This window comes from Microbacterium sp. Soil_N32 (assembly GCF_057655505.1).
Window position 1 is genome coordinate 1,340,606 of sequence record NZ_JBDGME010000019.1, and the last position, 13,620, is coordinate 1,354,225.

The 13,620-nt window shown below is 71.1% G+C and carries 13 protein-coding genes; 6 read left to right on the forward strand and 7 right to left on the reverse strand.

Going from position 1 to position 13,620, the window contains the following annotated elements:
* Positions 1-74 precede the first annotated feature (74 nt).
* The 4 genes from AC3A3J_RS14600 to AC3A3J_RS14615 are packed head-to-tail and all read left to right on the forward strand — an operon-like array spanning position 75 to position 3,986.
* Positions 75-737 (forward strand): copper resistance CopC family protein, encoded by a 663-nt coding sequence (locus AC3A3J_RS14600; protein ID WP_487672954.1) that lies wholly within the window; start codon positions 75-77, stop codon positions 735-737.
* 11 nt (positions 738-748) lie between these two features.
* Positions 749-1,285, forward strand: a complete 537-nt coding sequence (locus tag AC3A3J_RS14605) for a copper chaperone PCu(A)C (RefSeq protein ID WP_487672955.1) — start codon at positions 749-751, stop codon at positions 1,283-1,285.
* A complete protein-coding gene (locus tag AC3A3J_RS14610) occupies positions 1,285-2,523 on the forward strand; it encodes a Dyp-type peroxidase (RefSeq protein ID WP_487672956.1) in 1,239 nt (412 codons plus the stop codon). The genes AC3A3J_RS14605 and AC3A3J_RS14610 overlap by 1 nt, the downstream gene beginning before the upstream one ends.
* Positions 2,472-3,986, forward strand: coding sequence for a PepSY-associated TM helix domain-containing protein (locus AC3A3J_RS14615; RefSeq protein WP_487673127.1), 1,515 nt, complete (start codon positions 2,472-2,474; stop codon positions 3,984-3,986). The genes AC3A3J_RS14610 and AC3A3J_RS14615 overlap by 52 nt, the downstream gene beginning before the upstream one ends.
* 74 nt (positions 3,987-4,060) lie before the next feature.
* Here the strand turns inward: AC3A3J_RS14615 and AC3A3J_RS14620 are convergent, their stop codons facing one another.
* Positions 4,061-5,344 (reverse strand): hemolysin family protein, encoded by a 1,284-nt coding sequence (locus AC3A3J_RS14620; RefSeq protein ID WP_487672957.1) that lies wholly within the window; start codon positions 5,342-5,344, stop codon positions 4,061-4,063.
* Between the two features lie 106 nt (positions 5,345-5,450).
* The gene (locus AC3A3J_RS14625) at positions 5,451-6,452 is read right to left on the reverse strand and encodes a TerC family protein (RefSeq protein ID WP_487672958.1); all 1,002 of its coding nucleotides are present in this window, start codon (positions 6,450-6,452) and stop codon (positions 5,451-5,453) included.
* Between the two features lie 202 nt (positions 6,453-6,654).
* On the opposite strand from AC3A3J_RS14625, the gene AC3A3J_RS14630 reads away from it, so the two are divergent.
* Positions 6,655-7,344 (forward strand): nucleotidyltransferase domain-containing protein, encoded by a 690-nt coding sequence (locus tag AC3A3J_RS14630; RefSeq protein ID WP_487672959.1) that lies wholly within the window; start codon positions 6,655-6,657, stop codon positions 7,342-7,344.
* Here AC3A3J_RS14630 and AC3A3J_RS14635 read toward each other — a convergent pair.
* Positions 7,341-9,002 carry a RecQ family ATP-dependent DNA helicase gene (locus tag AC3A3J_RS14635; RefSeq protein WP_487672960.1) on the reverse strand — a complete coding sequence of 554 codons (1,662 nt, stop codon included), beginning with the start codon at positions 9,000-9,002 and terminating at the stop codon, positions 7,341-7,343. The genes AC3A3J_RS14630 and AC3A3J_RS14635 overlap by 4 nt on opposite strands.
* A gap of 115 nt (positions 9,003-9,117) precedes the next feature.
* Positions 9,118-10,665 carry a SulP family inorganic anion transporter gene (locus AC3A3J_RS14640; RefSeq protein WP_487672961.1) on the reverse strand — a complete coding sequence of 516 codons (1,548 nt, stop codon included), beginning with the start codon at positions 10,663-10,665 and terminating at the stop codon, positions 9,118-9,120.
* 176 nt (positions 10,666-10,841) lie between these two features.
* Between AC3A3J_RS14640 and AC3A3J_RS14645 the strand changes: the two genes are divergently transcribed.
* Positions 10,842-11,195 (forward strand): MerR family transcriptional regulator, encoded by a 354-nt coding sequence (locus AC3A3J_RS14645; RefSeq protein ID WP_487673128.1) that lies wholly within the window; start codon positions 10,842-10,844, stop codon positions 11,193-11,195.
* 47 nt (positions 11,196-11,242) lie between these two features.
* Here AC3A3J_RS14645 and AC3A3J_RS14650 read toward each other — a convergent pair whose 3' ends face one another.
* The 3 genes from AC3A3J_RS14650 to AC3A3J_RS14660 all read right to left on the reverse strand — a co-directional run bounded on the left by AC3A3J_RS14650 (position 11,243) and on the right by AC3A3J_RS14660 (position 13,438).
* Positions 11,243-12,112, reverse strand: coding sequence for a hypothetical protein (locus AC3A3J_RS14650; protein ID WP_487672962.1), 870 nt, complete (start codon positions 12,110-12,112; stop codon positions 11,243-11,245).
* Between the two features lie 106 nt (positions 12,113-12,218).
* Positions 12,219-12,824, reverse strand: coding sequence for a class I SAM-dependent methyltransferase (locus AC3A3J_RS14655; protein ID WP_487672963.1), 606 nt, complete (start codon positions 12,822-12,824; stop codon positions 12,219-12,221).
* Positions 12,821-13,438, reverse strand: coding sequence for a VanZ family protein (locus AC3A3J_RS14660; protein WP_487672964.1), 618 nt, complete (start codon positions 13,436-13,438; stop codon positions 12,821-12,823). The genes AC3A3J_RS14655 and AC3A3J_RS14660 overlap by 4 nt, the downstream gene beginning before the upstream one ends.
* Positions 13,439-13,620 lie beyond the last annotated feature (182 nt).

Sequence of the window (13,620 nt, forward strand, 5' to 3'; positions counted from 1 at the left end):
CGCGCCCGACGCCGCGCGGGCCGGCAATGCACCGTCCGGCGCCCTCTCCCGGCGCCCGTCGAGAGGTACTCACCATGTCCCCTGTCCGCAGAATCGCGGCCGGGCTGGCCGTGGCGGCCGTCGCCGTACTGGCGACCGCCGTTCCGGCATCCGCCCATGACTCGCTCGTCCACAGCACTCCGGAGGCCGGGCAACGCCTGGCCACCCCGCCGGAGTCGATCACCCTGACCTACTCCGGCGACCTGCTCGTGCTCGGCGACTCGACCGAGGGCGCCGTCGTGCTCGTGGTCGACGCCGACGGTCACGACTGGGCGACCGGCGAGGTCGACGTCGACGGCCGCACCGTCACGGCCCTCCTCGACCCCGGCATGCCCGCGGCGGGGTACCAGGTGCAGTGGCAGGTGGTCTCGGAGGACGGGCATCCGATCTCCGGCGTGGTGCCGTTCACGGTCGGCGACGGCGAGCCGATGCCCGCCTCGGCGTCCGCCGGCACGGGCGGGTCGTCCGACGAGACGGTCGCGCCGTCGGAGGGCGGCTCGAATGCCGACCGCGGAGACGCCGATGCGGATGCCGCAGAGCAGACCCCGACCCCGCCCGACGACGGCCTGCGCGTGCTCGTCGTCGGCGCCGCGGGCGCGGCGATCACCGCCGCCGCCCTTCTCCTCTTCCGAATCCTGCGCCGTGCTCGCACGGCACCCGCCGCCTCGGCCGACGCCGACGCCGCGGAGAACAACTGAAAGGCCTCACCATGACCTTCTTCACGAAAACCCCACTCCCCCGTCTCGCGGCCCTCGCCGCGGTGTCGCTGCTCGCGCTCACCGGCTGCTCTGCCGCACCCGCCGAACCGGCCGCCCCGGCTGCTCCGGCGGGCGATGCCGTGACGATCGACGACGCCTGGATCAAGGCGACCGACGACGACATGTCCGCCGCGTTCGGCACGCTCACGAACGACAGCGGACAGGCGGTGACGGTCGTCTCCGCTGCGACGGACGCGGCCGGCATGGTCGAACTGCACGAGACCGCCGAGAACGAGGCGGGCGAGATGATCATGCGCGAGATCGAGGGCGGGTTCTCGATCCCGGCCGAGGGAGAGCTGACCCTCGAACCCGGCGCCGACCACATCATGCTGATGGCCCTCACCGGCCCGCTCGTCGCAGGCGACGAGGTCACCGTGACCCTCACCTTCTCCGACGACTCGACCTACGCCTTCACCGCCCCGGTGAAGGACTACTCGGGCGCCAACGAGAACTACGAGGGCGACGACCACGAGGGCATGGACCACTGATGCGCGCGCGCACCGAGGGTGCGCGCTCCGATCGCCCCGGGTCGACCCGGCGGCAGTTCCTCCTCGGAGGAGCTGTCGTCGGCGTCGGCGCGGCCGCGGCGATCGGAGTCGACCACGCCCTGAACCGGCCGGATGCCGGCACCCCCGCCCCCGCCTCGTCGCCGATGAACGGCGAGGAGACCGTGCCGTTCTTCGGCGCTCACCAGGCCGGCATCGACACCGCGGCGCAGGCGCACGGCCTCTTCCTCGCGCTCGACCTGCTCGATGCGACCGACCGTGAGGGACTGCGGCGGCTGCTGGGCATCCTCTCCGACGACGCCGCTCGCCTCACGCAGGGCCGGGCGGCGCTCGCCGACTCCGAGCCCGAGCTCGCCCTCTCGCCCGCCCGACTGACGGTCACGTTCGGATTCGGCCCGCGCCTGGTGGCGCGTGCGGCGGGTGTCGGGCCGAGCTGGCTCGCGCCCCTGCCGGCGTTCTCGATCGACCGACTGCAACCGGAGTTCTCCGACGGTGACCTGCTCCTGCAGATCGCCGCGGACGACCCCCTCACGGTGTCGCACGCGGCGCGGATGCTGCTGAAAGACGCCCGCAGCTTCGCCTCGCTGCGATGGAGTCAGCAGGGCTTCCGCCGCGCGTACGGCACGGAGCGCCCCGGCACGACGATGCGCAATCTCTTCGGCCAGGTCGACGGCACGGCCAACCCGCAGCCGGGAACCGCCGAGTTCGACGAGGTCGTGTGGGCGGGCGAGGGGTGGATGGCCGGAGGCACCGGCATGGTCGTGCGCCGCATCCGCATGGATCTCGACACCTGGGATCGGCTCGACCGCAGCGGGCGCGAGGCATCCGTCGGCCGCACGCTGGCGAACGGCGCGCCGCTGACCGGAATCGACGAGTACGACGAACCGGACCTCGCGGCGACCACGGCTGTCGGGTTCCCGGTCATCCCGCAGTTCGCCCACCTGCGCCGGGCGCGAGGCGACGACGGGGTGAAGATCTTCCGCCGCGCGTACAACTACGACGAACGTCCGACCGGCGCGAGCGTGTCGGAGTCGGGGCTGATCTTCGTGTCGTTCCAGGCCGATGTCGCGCGGCAGTACACGCCGATGCAGCAGCGTCTCGCCGACCTCGACCTGCTGAACGAGTGGACGACGCCGATCGGCTCGGCGGTGTTCGCGGTACCTCCCGGATGCCGCGAGGGTGGATTCATCGGCGAGACGCTGTGGGAAGGCGCGCCGTGAGCGCCACCGAGGCGGCACCGACCACGGCCACGCGGGCCGTCGCCCCTGCGGTCGCCCGCGCACGCGGGCGCGGCGAGCCGGGGTGGTTCGGCGCACTCGCTCGCCGGCTGCACTTCCTGGCGGGCATCCTCGTGGGCCCGTTCATCCTGGTGGCCGCCGTGAGCGGTGCCCTGTACGCGTTGACGCCGACGCTCGAGCAGATCGTGTACGCGCACGAGTTGCACGTTCCGGCGACGGACGAGACGCTCAGCCTGGCCGCGCAGATCGAGATCGCCGAGGAGCACGTCGGCCGAACCGCGTCGCTCTCCGCCGTGCGGCCCGCGCCGGAGCCCGGCGATACGACGCGGATCATGTTCGCCGACGAGTCCCTCGGCGCGAGCGAGTCGCGCGCTGTGTTCGTGGATCCGGGCTCGGGCGAGATCCGCGGGGACCTCACGGTCTACGGCACGAGCGGCGCCCTGCCGCTGCGCACCTGGATCGACCAGCTGCACCGCACGCTGCATCTCGGCGACATCGGCCGCGTCTACAGCGAACTCGCGGCGTCGTGGCTCGGCATCGTGGTACTCGCAGGCTTGGCGCTGTGGGTCATGCGCCTGCGGCAGGCGCGGGCGAAGCGCGATCTGCTGCGCCCGAACCTCCGCCACCGCGGGTACCGGGGGCTCTTCGGCTGGCACACGTCAGTCGGCGTGTGGGTCGCGATCGGGGCCCTGTTCCTCGCGGCGACCGGAATCACCTGGTCGCAGTACGCGGGCGCGAACGTGTCGCAGCTGCGTGCGACGCTGGGCGGAGCGACGCCTGTGCTGGACACATCGCTCGATAGCGGCGGAGACGGCGAAAGCGGCGGGCAGCTCGACGAGCACGCGGGGCATCACGGCCCGGCAGCGGCACCGACCGGGGCGGCCAACCCGGCCACCTTCGATGCGGTGCTCGCGATCGCCCAGCGCACGAACGTGAACACCGGACGGGTCGAGATCACGCCCCCGGCGCAGCAAGGGGCGGCGTGGACGGTGCGGGAGATCCAGACGAGCTTCCCGACCGAGGTCGACCAGGTCGCGATCGACGGCACCGCGCTGCAGGTCGTCGACCGGGTCGACTTCGCCGAATTCCCCCTCGCGGCGAAGCTCGCACGCTGGGGCGTCGACCTGCACATGGGGTCGATGTTCGGCCTCGCGAATCAGCTCGTGCTGTTCCTGCTGGCCATCGGCATCGGTGCGATGGTCGTCCTCGGGTACGCGATGTGGGCGAAGCGGCGGTCTCCGCGGTCTCTGCGCCGGTTCGGCGGGACCCCGCCCTCGCGCGGTGCTCTGCGCGGTGCGCCGTGGTGGGGCGTGCTCGCCGTCATCGTCACCGGCGCGGGCATCGGTCTGCTGCTGCCGCTGGTGGGCTGGACGCTCGTCGCGTTCGTGGCCATCGATGTGATCGCGGGACTCGTCGCGCGCACCCGCGCGGAATCGACGGCGTAGTGCCCCGGCGAGCCGCCCCTCCCGACGGCGCCCGAGCGGGCGTCACGGCGAGGGGCGGCTCGTCGCAGAGCGGGTCAGCCGACGGGCACCTCGTCGTCGGCGCGCGGCGTCACCCGCACGCGGGCGATGCGGCGACGGTCGAGCTCGGCGACCTGGATCGTCGCGCCCGGCACGTCGACCGTGTCGCCGACGACCGCGAGACGCCCGAGCCGCTCGGTCACGAACCCGGCGATGGTGTCGCTCGATCCGCGCGGCAGTTCGAGACCCGTGGCCTCTTCGAAGTCCTGCAGATTGAGGCGCCCGTCGAGGGCGCCGCCCGGAGCATCCGTCTCGGCTGCGTCGTACTCGTCGAAGATCTCTCCGACGACCTCCTCGACCAGGTCTTCCAGCGTGACGAGACCGTCGGTCCCGCCGTACTCGTCGACGACGACGGCGATGTGGTGTCCGTCGGCGCGCATGCGCGTGAGGGTCGGCAGCACCCGCGCGGTCGAGGGGATGTACGGGATCTCGCGGATGAGCGCCTGCACGGGACGCTCGGGGTCGGCGCCCGCTGCCTCGAACAGGTCGCGCACGTGCACGAAGCCGGTGATGTCGTCGATCGACTTGTCCGACACGGGGTAGCGCGAGAACGGCAGGTCGCGCACCTGCGCCACCGCCTCGGCGACCGTCGCCGTCTCGTCGAGCGCGACCACCTCGGGTCGAGGACGCATGACCTCGCTGATCTGACGCCCGCGCAGCGAGAGCACATCGTCGAGGATGCGCCGCTCGTCGTCGGGCAGGCCCTGGTGCGACGCGACGATGTCGCGCACCTCCTCGTCGCTGAGCTCCTCCCCCGTTTTGTCGGGGTCGCCGCCGAGCACGCGCACGAGCGCGTTGGTCGACACCGAGAGAAGCCAGATCACGGGGCGCATGACGACCGCGAAGCCGTTGAGCGCTGGGGCGACGGCGTACGCGAACTGCGCGTTCCGCTGGATCGCGAGGCGCTTGGGCACCAGCTCGCCGAGCACGAGCGACAGGTACGCGATGACGAGGGTCAGCACGACGGTCGCTATCGTGAGCGAGATGGCCGGGTCGATCCCCCACGACTCGAAGAGCGGGGCGACCGACGGAGCGATCGACGTCGCGCCGTACGCCGCCGAGGCGAACCCAGCCACGGTCACGCCAATCTGCACCGCCGAGAGGAAGGTGTTGGGGTTGCGGGCGAGGCCGGCGACCTTCGCCCCTCGGCGGCCCCGCGCAGCGATGGCGTTGATCTGGCTCTCCCGAAGGGTGACCAGGGCCATCTCCGTCGCGGCGAAGACGCCGCCGATGAGCACGAACGCGATGACGAGGGCGATGTTCCAGAGCAGGCCGTCCATCAGCGGGTCACCTGCTCGGTGCGGGGGTGCGCGCCCGGCCTGAGCCGGGCGCTCGTACTGTCAGAGTCCGAAGAGTCAGAACAGTGGGCGTTCAAGGAGTGCTCCCTTACTTGGTGGTGGTGTCGGTGACGGAGGGGACGGATGCCGGGTCGCGGCGCGTCTTGACGAGGCTGGCGATCGTGGCGACCGCGATGGTCGCGGCGATGAAGAGCAGCGAGAACCAGATGGGGATCTCGGGGGCCCACAGCACCGGCTCCCCGCCGTTGATGAACGGCAGCTCGTTGACGTGCAGGGCGTGGAACACGAGCTTCACGCCGATGAACGCGAGGATGACGGCGAGGCCCTGCGCCAGGTAGACCAGGCGCTCGAGCAGACCGCCGATGAGGAAGTACAGCTGGCGCAGGCCCATGAGCGCGAACGCGTTGGCCGTGAACACGATGTAGGCCTGGTCGGTGAGGCCGTAGATCGCCGGGATCGAGTCGACCGCGAACACGAGGTCGATGAAGCCGATCGCGACGATCGTGAGCAGCATGGGGGTGACGAAGCGCTTGCCGTTCTTGACGACCGTGAGCTTGTCTTCGTTGTACTCGTCGCTGACCGGCAGGTGCCGGCGCACGAAGCGCATGAAGCGGCCGTTGGCGGGGTCGCTCTCGTGGTCGCTGAACGCCTGGCGCCAGGCGAGCACGAGCAGCAGCGCGCCGAAGAGGTAGAAGATCCACGAGAAGTTCTCGATGAGGGTGGCGCCGACCGCGATGAAGATGCCGCGCAGGATCAGCGCGATCACGATGCCGATCATCAGCACCTTCTGCTGGTACTTCTTGGGCACCGCAAACCCGCTCATGACGATGAGGAAGACGAACAGGTTGTCGATCGACAGGGCCTTCTCGGTGAGGTAGCCGGCGAAGTACTCACCGCCGTAGGTCCACCCGGAGACGAGGCCGATGCCCACGCCGAAGATGAGGGCGAGGCTGATGTAGAAGATCGACCAGCGTGCGGATTCGCCGATGGTCGGCTCGTGCGGGGTGCGCACGTGCGCGAAGAACTCGTACACGAAGAACGCGATCGTGACGGCGATCGTGATGATCCAGATGAGGGGGGTGACGTCCAACGGAGGCTCCAGACTCGGCGTATGCGGCAGCAGAGCCAAAGTCTTCTCCATTCCCGATCGGGAACCGGTGGGCCGGGATGCGACTGCATCCGTAATGACGAAACCACCGTGGCGGAGTACTCCCCTTGGTACGTCCAGTGTAATGCATGCGACCGGATGCTTTTCTGAGCAACTCCCCCGAGCGTGGGTAGGCTCGCGTTCCATGGACTTCGTGCCGATCGTGGAGCGCTTCGTCGCCGCTCGTTTCCCCCGGGCCGAGGTCGTGATCGTGGCCGGCAGCACGTCGCGGGGCACGCGCACCCCGACCAGCGACATCGATCTGCTGCTCCTCGGCGATGAGCTGTTCCAGGCCGAGCGCGACAGCCTCGCAGCGACCTACCGGTTCGAGGGCGAGGTGTTCGAGGTCTTCGCGTACACGCATCAGGGCTTCGCGACGTGGGCGGAGCGAGGCCTGGCGCAGTATCGACCGGTCATCGTGCAGATGCTCCTCGACGGCCTGACGGTGCGGGGAGTCGCCGAGCGCGAGCGGTACCGCACCCTGTGGGAGCCCGTCTACCGTCGTGGCCCCGAGCTCGACGACACGGAGCGGCGGTTGCGGCGCTACGTTCTCACCGATGTGCTCGACGACTTCATGGATGCATCGGACCCTCTGGAAAAGCACGTCCTCGCGTCGCTGCTCTTCGAGCGCACCGCGGAGCTGGTCCTTCTGACGAACGCACGATGGGTCGGCGCAGGCAAGTATCTGCCGCGCAGGCTCCGGGAATTCGATGCCGAGCGGGCGGATGCCCTCACCGCTCCCCTGCTCGCCCACGATCACGCGGCGTTCGCCGCCCGGGTCACACACGAGCTCGAGCGCGCCGGCGGCCGACTGCAGGACGGCTTCGAGCGCTAGGCGTCGGCGACCTGCAGGACCCCGCGGTCCACGGCCTCCCGGGCGACGACCTTGTAGCCCTGGTCCTCGAAGAACACGGTGACGCGGTCGGACTCGGTGCTCACGACCGTGCCCGCACCCCACGCCTCGTGGTTCACGGGGGCGTCGGCGACGAGGCCGTCCTCGGGCGCGTCTGCGACGGCAGCGCTCCCCGCCCGCGCGCCGGCATCGGCGGCCCCAGCATCGCAGCGGTCGCAGGCGCCGCACGACTCCGGCGACTCGACGCCGAAGTAGTCGAGCAAGGCGACGCGTCGACACCGCGTGGCCTCGGCGTACCCGCGCATCACGACGATGCGACTCTCGCGGATGCGCTGCTGGGCGTCTTCGTGGTCGCGCACGGCCTGAACGACCTCTTTCGGGCGCCGCCCGTCGACAGCCGAGAAGCCCCGCGAGGTCGCCTGCGCCGCGCCGACGTCGACGAGGGCGCCGAGAATACGGGTGGCGCGACGCGACGAGAGACCCGCAGCCTCGGCGAGCGCCGTCGCGCGCACGGGGGCCTTCGCCTTCGCGAGCGCCTTCCACACCGCCGTGACCTCGGCGGGCTTGGCGTGCCCCGCGGCGAAGAACGAGCGCAGGGCGAAGTCCTCCGGTCGGTAGTGCAGCACCGCCCGCGCGGGCTCCCCGTCGCGCGCCGCACGTCCGATCTCCTGCGCGTAGGCATCGAGCGATTCCGTGACGTCGGCGTGCACCACGAGCCTCACGTCGGGCTTGTCGATCCCCATGCCGAACGCCGACGTCGCGACGACCACGTCGAGCTCGCCGTCGAGCCAGGCGTGATGCACCGCGTCTCGCGCTTTCGCGTTCATCGCGCCGTGGTACGCGGCCGACCGGCGCCCGCGTTCGGCGAGAGCCTCGGCGTAGGCATCCGTCTCCTTGCGCGTCGCGACGTACAGCAGCGCCGGTCCGAACTCGTCCGCCACCTCGTCGAGAACCGCCGTGCGCTTCTCGACGTCGCTCTCGTGGCGACGCACGGCGAGGTGGATCTCGGGTCGGTCCATCCCGCGGATCTCGAGGTGCGGGTCGCGCATGCCGAGCTTCTCGATGATGTCGGTACGCACGGGCGACGACGCGGTCGCGGTGAGTGCGAGGATCGGCGGATGCCCCAGCGCCTCGGCCACCTCGCCGAGACGGGCGTAGTCGGGCCGGAAGTCGTGCCCCCAGGCCGAGACGCAGTGTGCCTCGTCGACCACGAGCAGCCGCACGTCGGCCCTGGTCAGGCGCTCGACCATCTCGGGTCGGGCGAGCTGCTCGGGCGCGAGGAAGGCGTAGACCGGCTCTCCGCTCTCGATCGCGTCCCACGCGGCGCGCTCGTCCTTCGCGGAGGTGCGTGAGTTGAGGGCCACCGCGGCCGGCGCATCCGGCGCCTCGTCGATCGAGAGCACCTGGTCGCGCTGCAGGGCGAGCAGGGGCGAGATCACGACGGTCACGCCGCCCAGCTCGAGCCCAGCGATCTGGTACACCGCCGACTTGCCGGCACCGGTCGGGAAGACCACCAGGGTGTCGCGCCCGCCGACGACGGCGGCGATGGCCTCGGCCTGCCCGGGCAGGAGCGAGTCCCAGCCGAAGGCGTCGCGGGCGGCACGCCGGGCATCGGCGAGGGAGGGTGCGGTGGTGCTCACGGGTGGGGCGTCCTTCCGGATCGGCGGAAGTCTCTACCGAACACCACGACGCGGCCGAGCGCGACGGTCTTGACGCGCCGGATGCCTCGACGATACGGGTCGTCGAGGCATCCGCTCACCCGCCGAGCTTGCCGGTGAGGCGTTGGTGCAACGCCGATGCCACGGCGTCGAGCCCGTGCAGTTCGACGGTCTTCCCGAGCCGCTCGTACTTGGTGACCACGGCGTCGAGCGCGGCGACGGTCGACGCGTCCCAGACGTGCGACCGACGGAGGTCGATGACCACGTGCGCGGGATCGGCGGAGTACGAGAACTGGGTCGTGAGGTCGTTGCTCGACGCGAAGAACAGCTCGCCCTCGACGACGTACCGCACGACGCCCGAGGCAGCGCCCTCGCCGTCGACGCCGGCCTCGGCGTCGGTCTCCGGCTCGACGCGGGTGACTGTCACGACGTGGGCCACGCGTCGCGCGAACATCACCATCGCTGCCAGCACCCCCAGCACGACGCCGATCGCGAGGTTGTGCGTCCAGACGGTCGCGACGACCGTGATCACCATGACCGCGGTCTCGCTCTTCGGCATGCGTCGCAGCGTGGCCGGCCGGATGCTGTGCCAGTCGAACGTGCCGACGCACACCAGCACCATGACGGCCACGAGCGCGGCCATGGGGATGACGGCCACGACATCGCCGAGGGCGAGCACGAGGACGAGGAGGAACACCCCGGCGAGGAAGGTCGAGATGCGGGTGCGGGCGCCCGACGCCTTGACGTTGATCATGGTCTGGCCGATCATCGCGCAGCCGCCCATGCCGCCGAACGCGCCGGAGAGCACGTTCGCGACGCCCTGCCCACACGCTTCGCGCGTCTTGGGCGAGTGCGTGTCGGTGATGTCGTCGACGAGCTTCGCGGTCATCAGCGACTCGAGAAGACCGACCGCCGCCATGGCCAGGGCGTAGGGGCCGATGATGCCGAGCGTCTCGAGCGTCAGCGGCACCGGCGGGAGGAACAGCTCGGGCAGGCTCTGCGGCAGTTCGCCCTGGTCGCCGACGTTCGGCACGCTCCACCCGAAGACGAGCACGGCGGCCGTGAGCAGCACGATGGTGACGAGCGGCGCCGGCACGACCTTGGTGAGGCGCGGCATGAGCAGCATGATCGCGAGCCCCGCCGCCACCAGCGGATAGACGAGCCACGGCACGTCGATGAGCTGCGGCACCTGCGCGATGAAGATGAGGATCGCGAGCGCGTTCACGAAGCCGACCATCACGGATCGTGGGATGAATCTCATCAGTCGGGCGACGCCGAGCACCGCGAGCACGATCTGCAGCACCCCGGCGAGCATCACCGTCGCGATGAAGTAGTCCATGCCGTACTCGCGGGCCACGGGCGCGATCACGAGCGCCACCGCTCCCGTCGCGGCGGAGATCATCGCGGGGCGACCACCGAGGAAGGCGATCGTGACCGCCATGACGAACGATGAGAAGAGCCCGACGCGCGGATCGACACCGGCGATGATCGAGAACGCGATGGCCTCGGGAATGAGGGCGAGGGCCACGACGAGCCCGGCAAGCACCTCGCGGGTGAGCAGCTTTGGATTGCGCAGCGCCTGCAGAACGGTGGGTTCGATGCGGGAGCGCGGTGCGCGTGCGCGGGCCGGGGTGACCGCGGTCATGTCGCCTCCTGGGTGGCGGGCGCGCGTCGGCCGTCCGGCGCGGGCGTGTGCGCACGAGCGGATGCCGAGGCGGGAGAATGGGGGGGCGATGCCGAACGGCATCCACCGTCAACCCTAACGCAACGTGAGGTTTGCGGCCAACCGAGCCAGGAGAACGTGTGACCAACGAGAAGATGATGCGCATCGGTGAGGTGGCCGAGCAGACGTCTCTGTCTCTGCGCAGCCTGCGGCACTGGGACGAGGTCGGCCTCGTCGAGCCCTCCGGTCGCACCGACGGCGGCTTCCGCCTCTACACCGCCGATGACGTCGCTCGCATCATGGTCGTGCGGCGCATGAAACCCCTCGGCTACACGCTCGACGAGATGCGCGATGTGCTCGACGTCGTCGACGCTCTGCGCGTCTCCCCCGACGACCAGGCGCTCCGCGCGAAGCTGGGGGCGCACCTCGCCGAGGCCACCGCTCGTCGCGAGAGGCTCGCGGTGCAGGTCGAGAGGGCCGACGACTTCCTCGCCCAGTTGCGAGCGATCTGAGCCCCTCCCGGCCCGGCCGCACCGGAGCGCGACCGGGCGGGAATCCGTCAGCGACCGAGGCCCACCCGGTCGACCTTGCGGTGGTAGCGCATGCCGGCGAGGCCGCCGAGGATCGCGCCGAGCAACGTCACGACGGCCGCTCCGAGCGCGGTCAGGATGCCGGTGACCGTGGCGGTCTCGGCGGTGACGGGGATGCGCGGGAAGCTGTCGAGGTTGCCCAGGATGTCCCACTGCGCGCCGGCGATCGCGGTGACGATGGCGACGACGATCGCGACGATGATCGCCCACAGCCACACCGCGATGCCCTGCTTGGCACCGCTGAACCGCGCCATGCGGCCGGCGACGTATCCGCCGGCGTAGTAGGAGATGAAGAGCACGAGGGCGATGACGATGATGGCGACGATCCCTCCGGCGCCCATCGCGGCGTCGGCGGCCTCGTCGGGCGTCGTGCCGGTGTTCGCGCCGACCGCGGCACCGATCGCCGTGACCAGTGCGGTCAGCAGCACCGTGAGCCCCATCGCCGTCAGCCAGCCGAAGAACGCCGACCCGAACTTGAAGCCGCCGAACTCCGCCTTCTCGCGGGCGTGCACGTCGTCGCGCAGGCTCGTGGCGTCGTGGCGGCCGCGCGTGGCCGCGTCGTCGCGACGGTCGCCGTCGTGCACCGTGTCGTGGTCGACGCGCGTGGTGTCGTGCCGCGCGGTGGGCACGTCGTCGCGGCGGTCGTCGTGCACGCGCCCGTCGTGCAGACGGTCCTCGCGGGCCTGCGCCTCGCGGGCGCGCGCCGCGGCGAGGTCCTGTTCGGTGCTGCGTCGCGCGGCGGCGGGGTCGCCGGTCATGGGCGGGAGGTCGGCGTCGCGCGCCGGAGCATCCACGTCTCGGGAAGGTCGGGGCTCGGGGGTGCGGTTGATGTCGCTCATGCCGTGACCATAGGCACCCTGCCGATCGCTCGCGCACACGGTTGCGCATCGCCGGGCAGGCGCGTACCGTGCTGGGAACCACGGCCTCCCGAGTTTGCTCCGCTCCTCAGCGGCCGTCGGCGCGGCGCTCGGCGATGATCGCACCGACCGGCCGGGCGCCGGGCTCCTCGCGCACGTCCACCTCGATCACGTCGAAGCCCGCGGCGTCGAGCAGCACGCGCAGCGGAGCCACCGGCCACCGGTACGCCCGCGTCACCGCGTGGTCGAACGGCTCGACGGCGGGCCCCGTGAAGAAGCCGAGCGCGAGCAGACCTCCGGGCCGGAGCACGCGACGGAACTCCGCGAGGGGCACGCCGATCGCCTCCGGCGCGTGGTGGATCGTCGAGAACCACGACAGCACGCCGCCGTACGACGCGTCCGGTTCGTCGAGGGCGTCGATGCTCCCCTGATCGAAGCGCACCCCGGGGAAGCGGCGCCGCGCGTGATCGACGAAGTCCGGCACGAGGTCGATCCCGCGCACCTCGATGCCGAGCGACGCGAGGTGGGCGGTCCAGTGGCCCGGACCGCAGCCTGCGTCGAGCACCCGCCCCGGCACCCTCCGCGCCCACGTCTCGACGAGTTCGCGATCCGACGGATGCACCGCGCCCATCGAACCGAGCACGTCGGCGTATTCGCCGGCTCTGGCCGCGTAGGCGGCGGCGGTGGAGGTCATCCGACGAGCGTATCCACGGGGGCGCCGACCTCGGACCGGTCGCCCGCGTCGGTGCGTTCTTCGCGGGTGCCCGCCCAGCGGAAGCGGTCGATCACACGGGCGAGGACGGGAACCCGCGCCGCGACGATGAAGAGGCCGTAGCCGATCGCCCCGCCGGCGACGTTGGACAGGAAGTCGTTCACGTCGGAGATGTGTCCGCCCGCGAAGAACAGGTCGGCGACGAACTGCGCGAGCTCGATCGCCAGGCTGGCGCCGGCGGCGGTGAGCACCACCCGGGCCCATGTCGGCCGCGCCATCAGCAGCGGGATGAGCATCCCGAGCGGCAGGAACACGCCGATGTTCATCAGGGCGTCGTCGATCTCGTAGTCGGTGAACGGCACGAGGGCGACGGCCGGCTGCCATGGCTCGCCGCTGTCGGGGGCATTGAGGAAGATCGGGAACACGGTGTTCGCCACGACGCCTGCCGCGTAGATCGACAGCGCGAGGGCCACGGCCGCACGAGGCAGCGAGAAACGCCCGCGCGCATGCAGTCGACCGAGCAGCAGCAGGAACAGCAGCAGCCCGAGCGGCGCGACGATCGGCAGCACGGGCAGAGCGCCGAAGGGGTTGTCCATGCGCAGTTCTCCCGACATCGTGCCGCCCGCGGGCGGCGGCGGAGCATCCGCCTCTTCCCTCCAGTGTCCTGCCGGTGGGCCCGTCACCGCGTCCGTCGGGAGGATGACATCGGATGCCGTCGACCCCGCGAAGAAGGGAACTCTAGAACCGCCGCGAGCCGCCGGTCAACCAGATGCAGCGC

What these genes read in the sequence shown, in the direction of transcription:
- AC3A3J_RS14615 (WP_487673127.1), top strand. Translation starts at nt 2,472, where the DNA reads ATGCCGCGAGGGTGGATTCATCGGCGAGACGCTGTGGGAAGGCGCGCC.
- AC3A3J_RS14620 (WP_487672957.1), bottom strand. Translation starts at nt 5,344, where the DNA reads ATGGACGGCCTGCTCTGGAACATCGCCCTCGTCATCGCGTTCGTGCTC.
- AC3A3J_RS14645 (WP_487673128.1), top strand. Translation starts at nt 10,842, where the DNA reads ATGCGCATCGGTGAGGTGGCCGAGCAGACGTCTCTGTCTCTGCGCAGC.
- AC3A3J_RS14650 (WP_487672962.1), bottom strand. Translation starts at nt 12,112, where the DNA reads ATGAGCGACATCAACCGCACCCCCGAGCCCCGACCTTCCCGAGACGTG.
- AC3A3J_RS14640 (WP_487672961.1), bottom strand. Translation starts at nt 10,665, where the DNA reads ATGACCGCGGTCACCCCGGCCCGCGCACGCGCACCGCGCTCCCGCATC.
- AC3A3J_RS14600 (WP_487672954.1), top strand. Translation starts at nt 75, where the DNA reads ATGTCCCCTGTCCGCAGAATCGCGGCCGGGCTGGCCGTGGCGGCCGTC.
- AC3A3J_RS14610 (WP_487672956.1), top strand. Translation starts at nt 1,285, where the DNA reads ATGCGCGCGCGCACCGAGGGTGCGCGCTCCGATCGCCCCGGGTCGACC.
- AC3A3J_RS14605 (WP_487672955.1), top strand. Translation starts at nt 749, where the DNA reads ATGACCTTCTTCACGAAAACCCCACTCCCCCGTCTCGCGGCCCTCGCC.
- AC3A3J_RS14655 (WP_487672963.1), bottom strand. Translation starts at nt 12,824, where the DNA reads ATGACCTCCACCGCCGCCGCCTACGCGGCCAGAGCCGGCGAATACGCC.
- AC3A3J_RS14660 (WP_487672964.1), bottom strand. Translation starts at nt 13,438, where the DNA reads ATGGACAACCCCTTCGGCGCTCTGCCCGTGCTGCCGATCGTCGCGCCG.
- AC3A3J_RS14630 (WP_487672959.1), top strand. Translation starts at nt 6,655, where the DNA reads ATGGACTTCGTGCCGATCGTGGAGCGCTTCGTCGCCGCTCGTTTCCCC.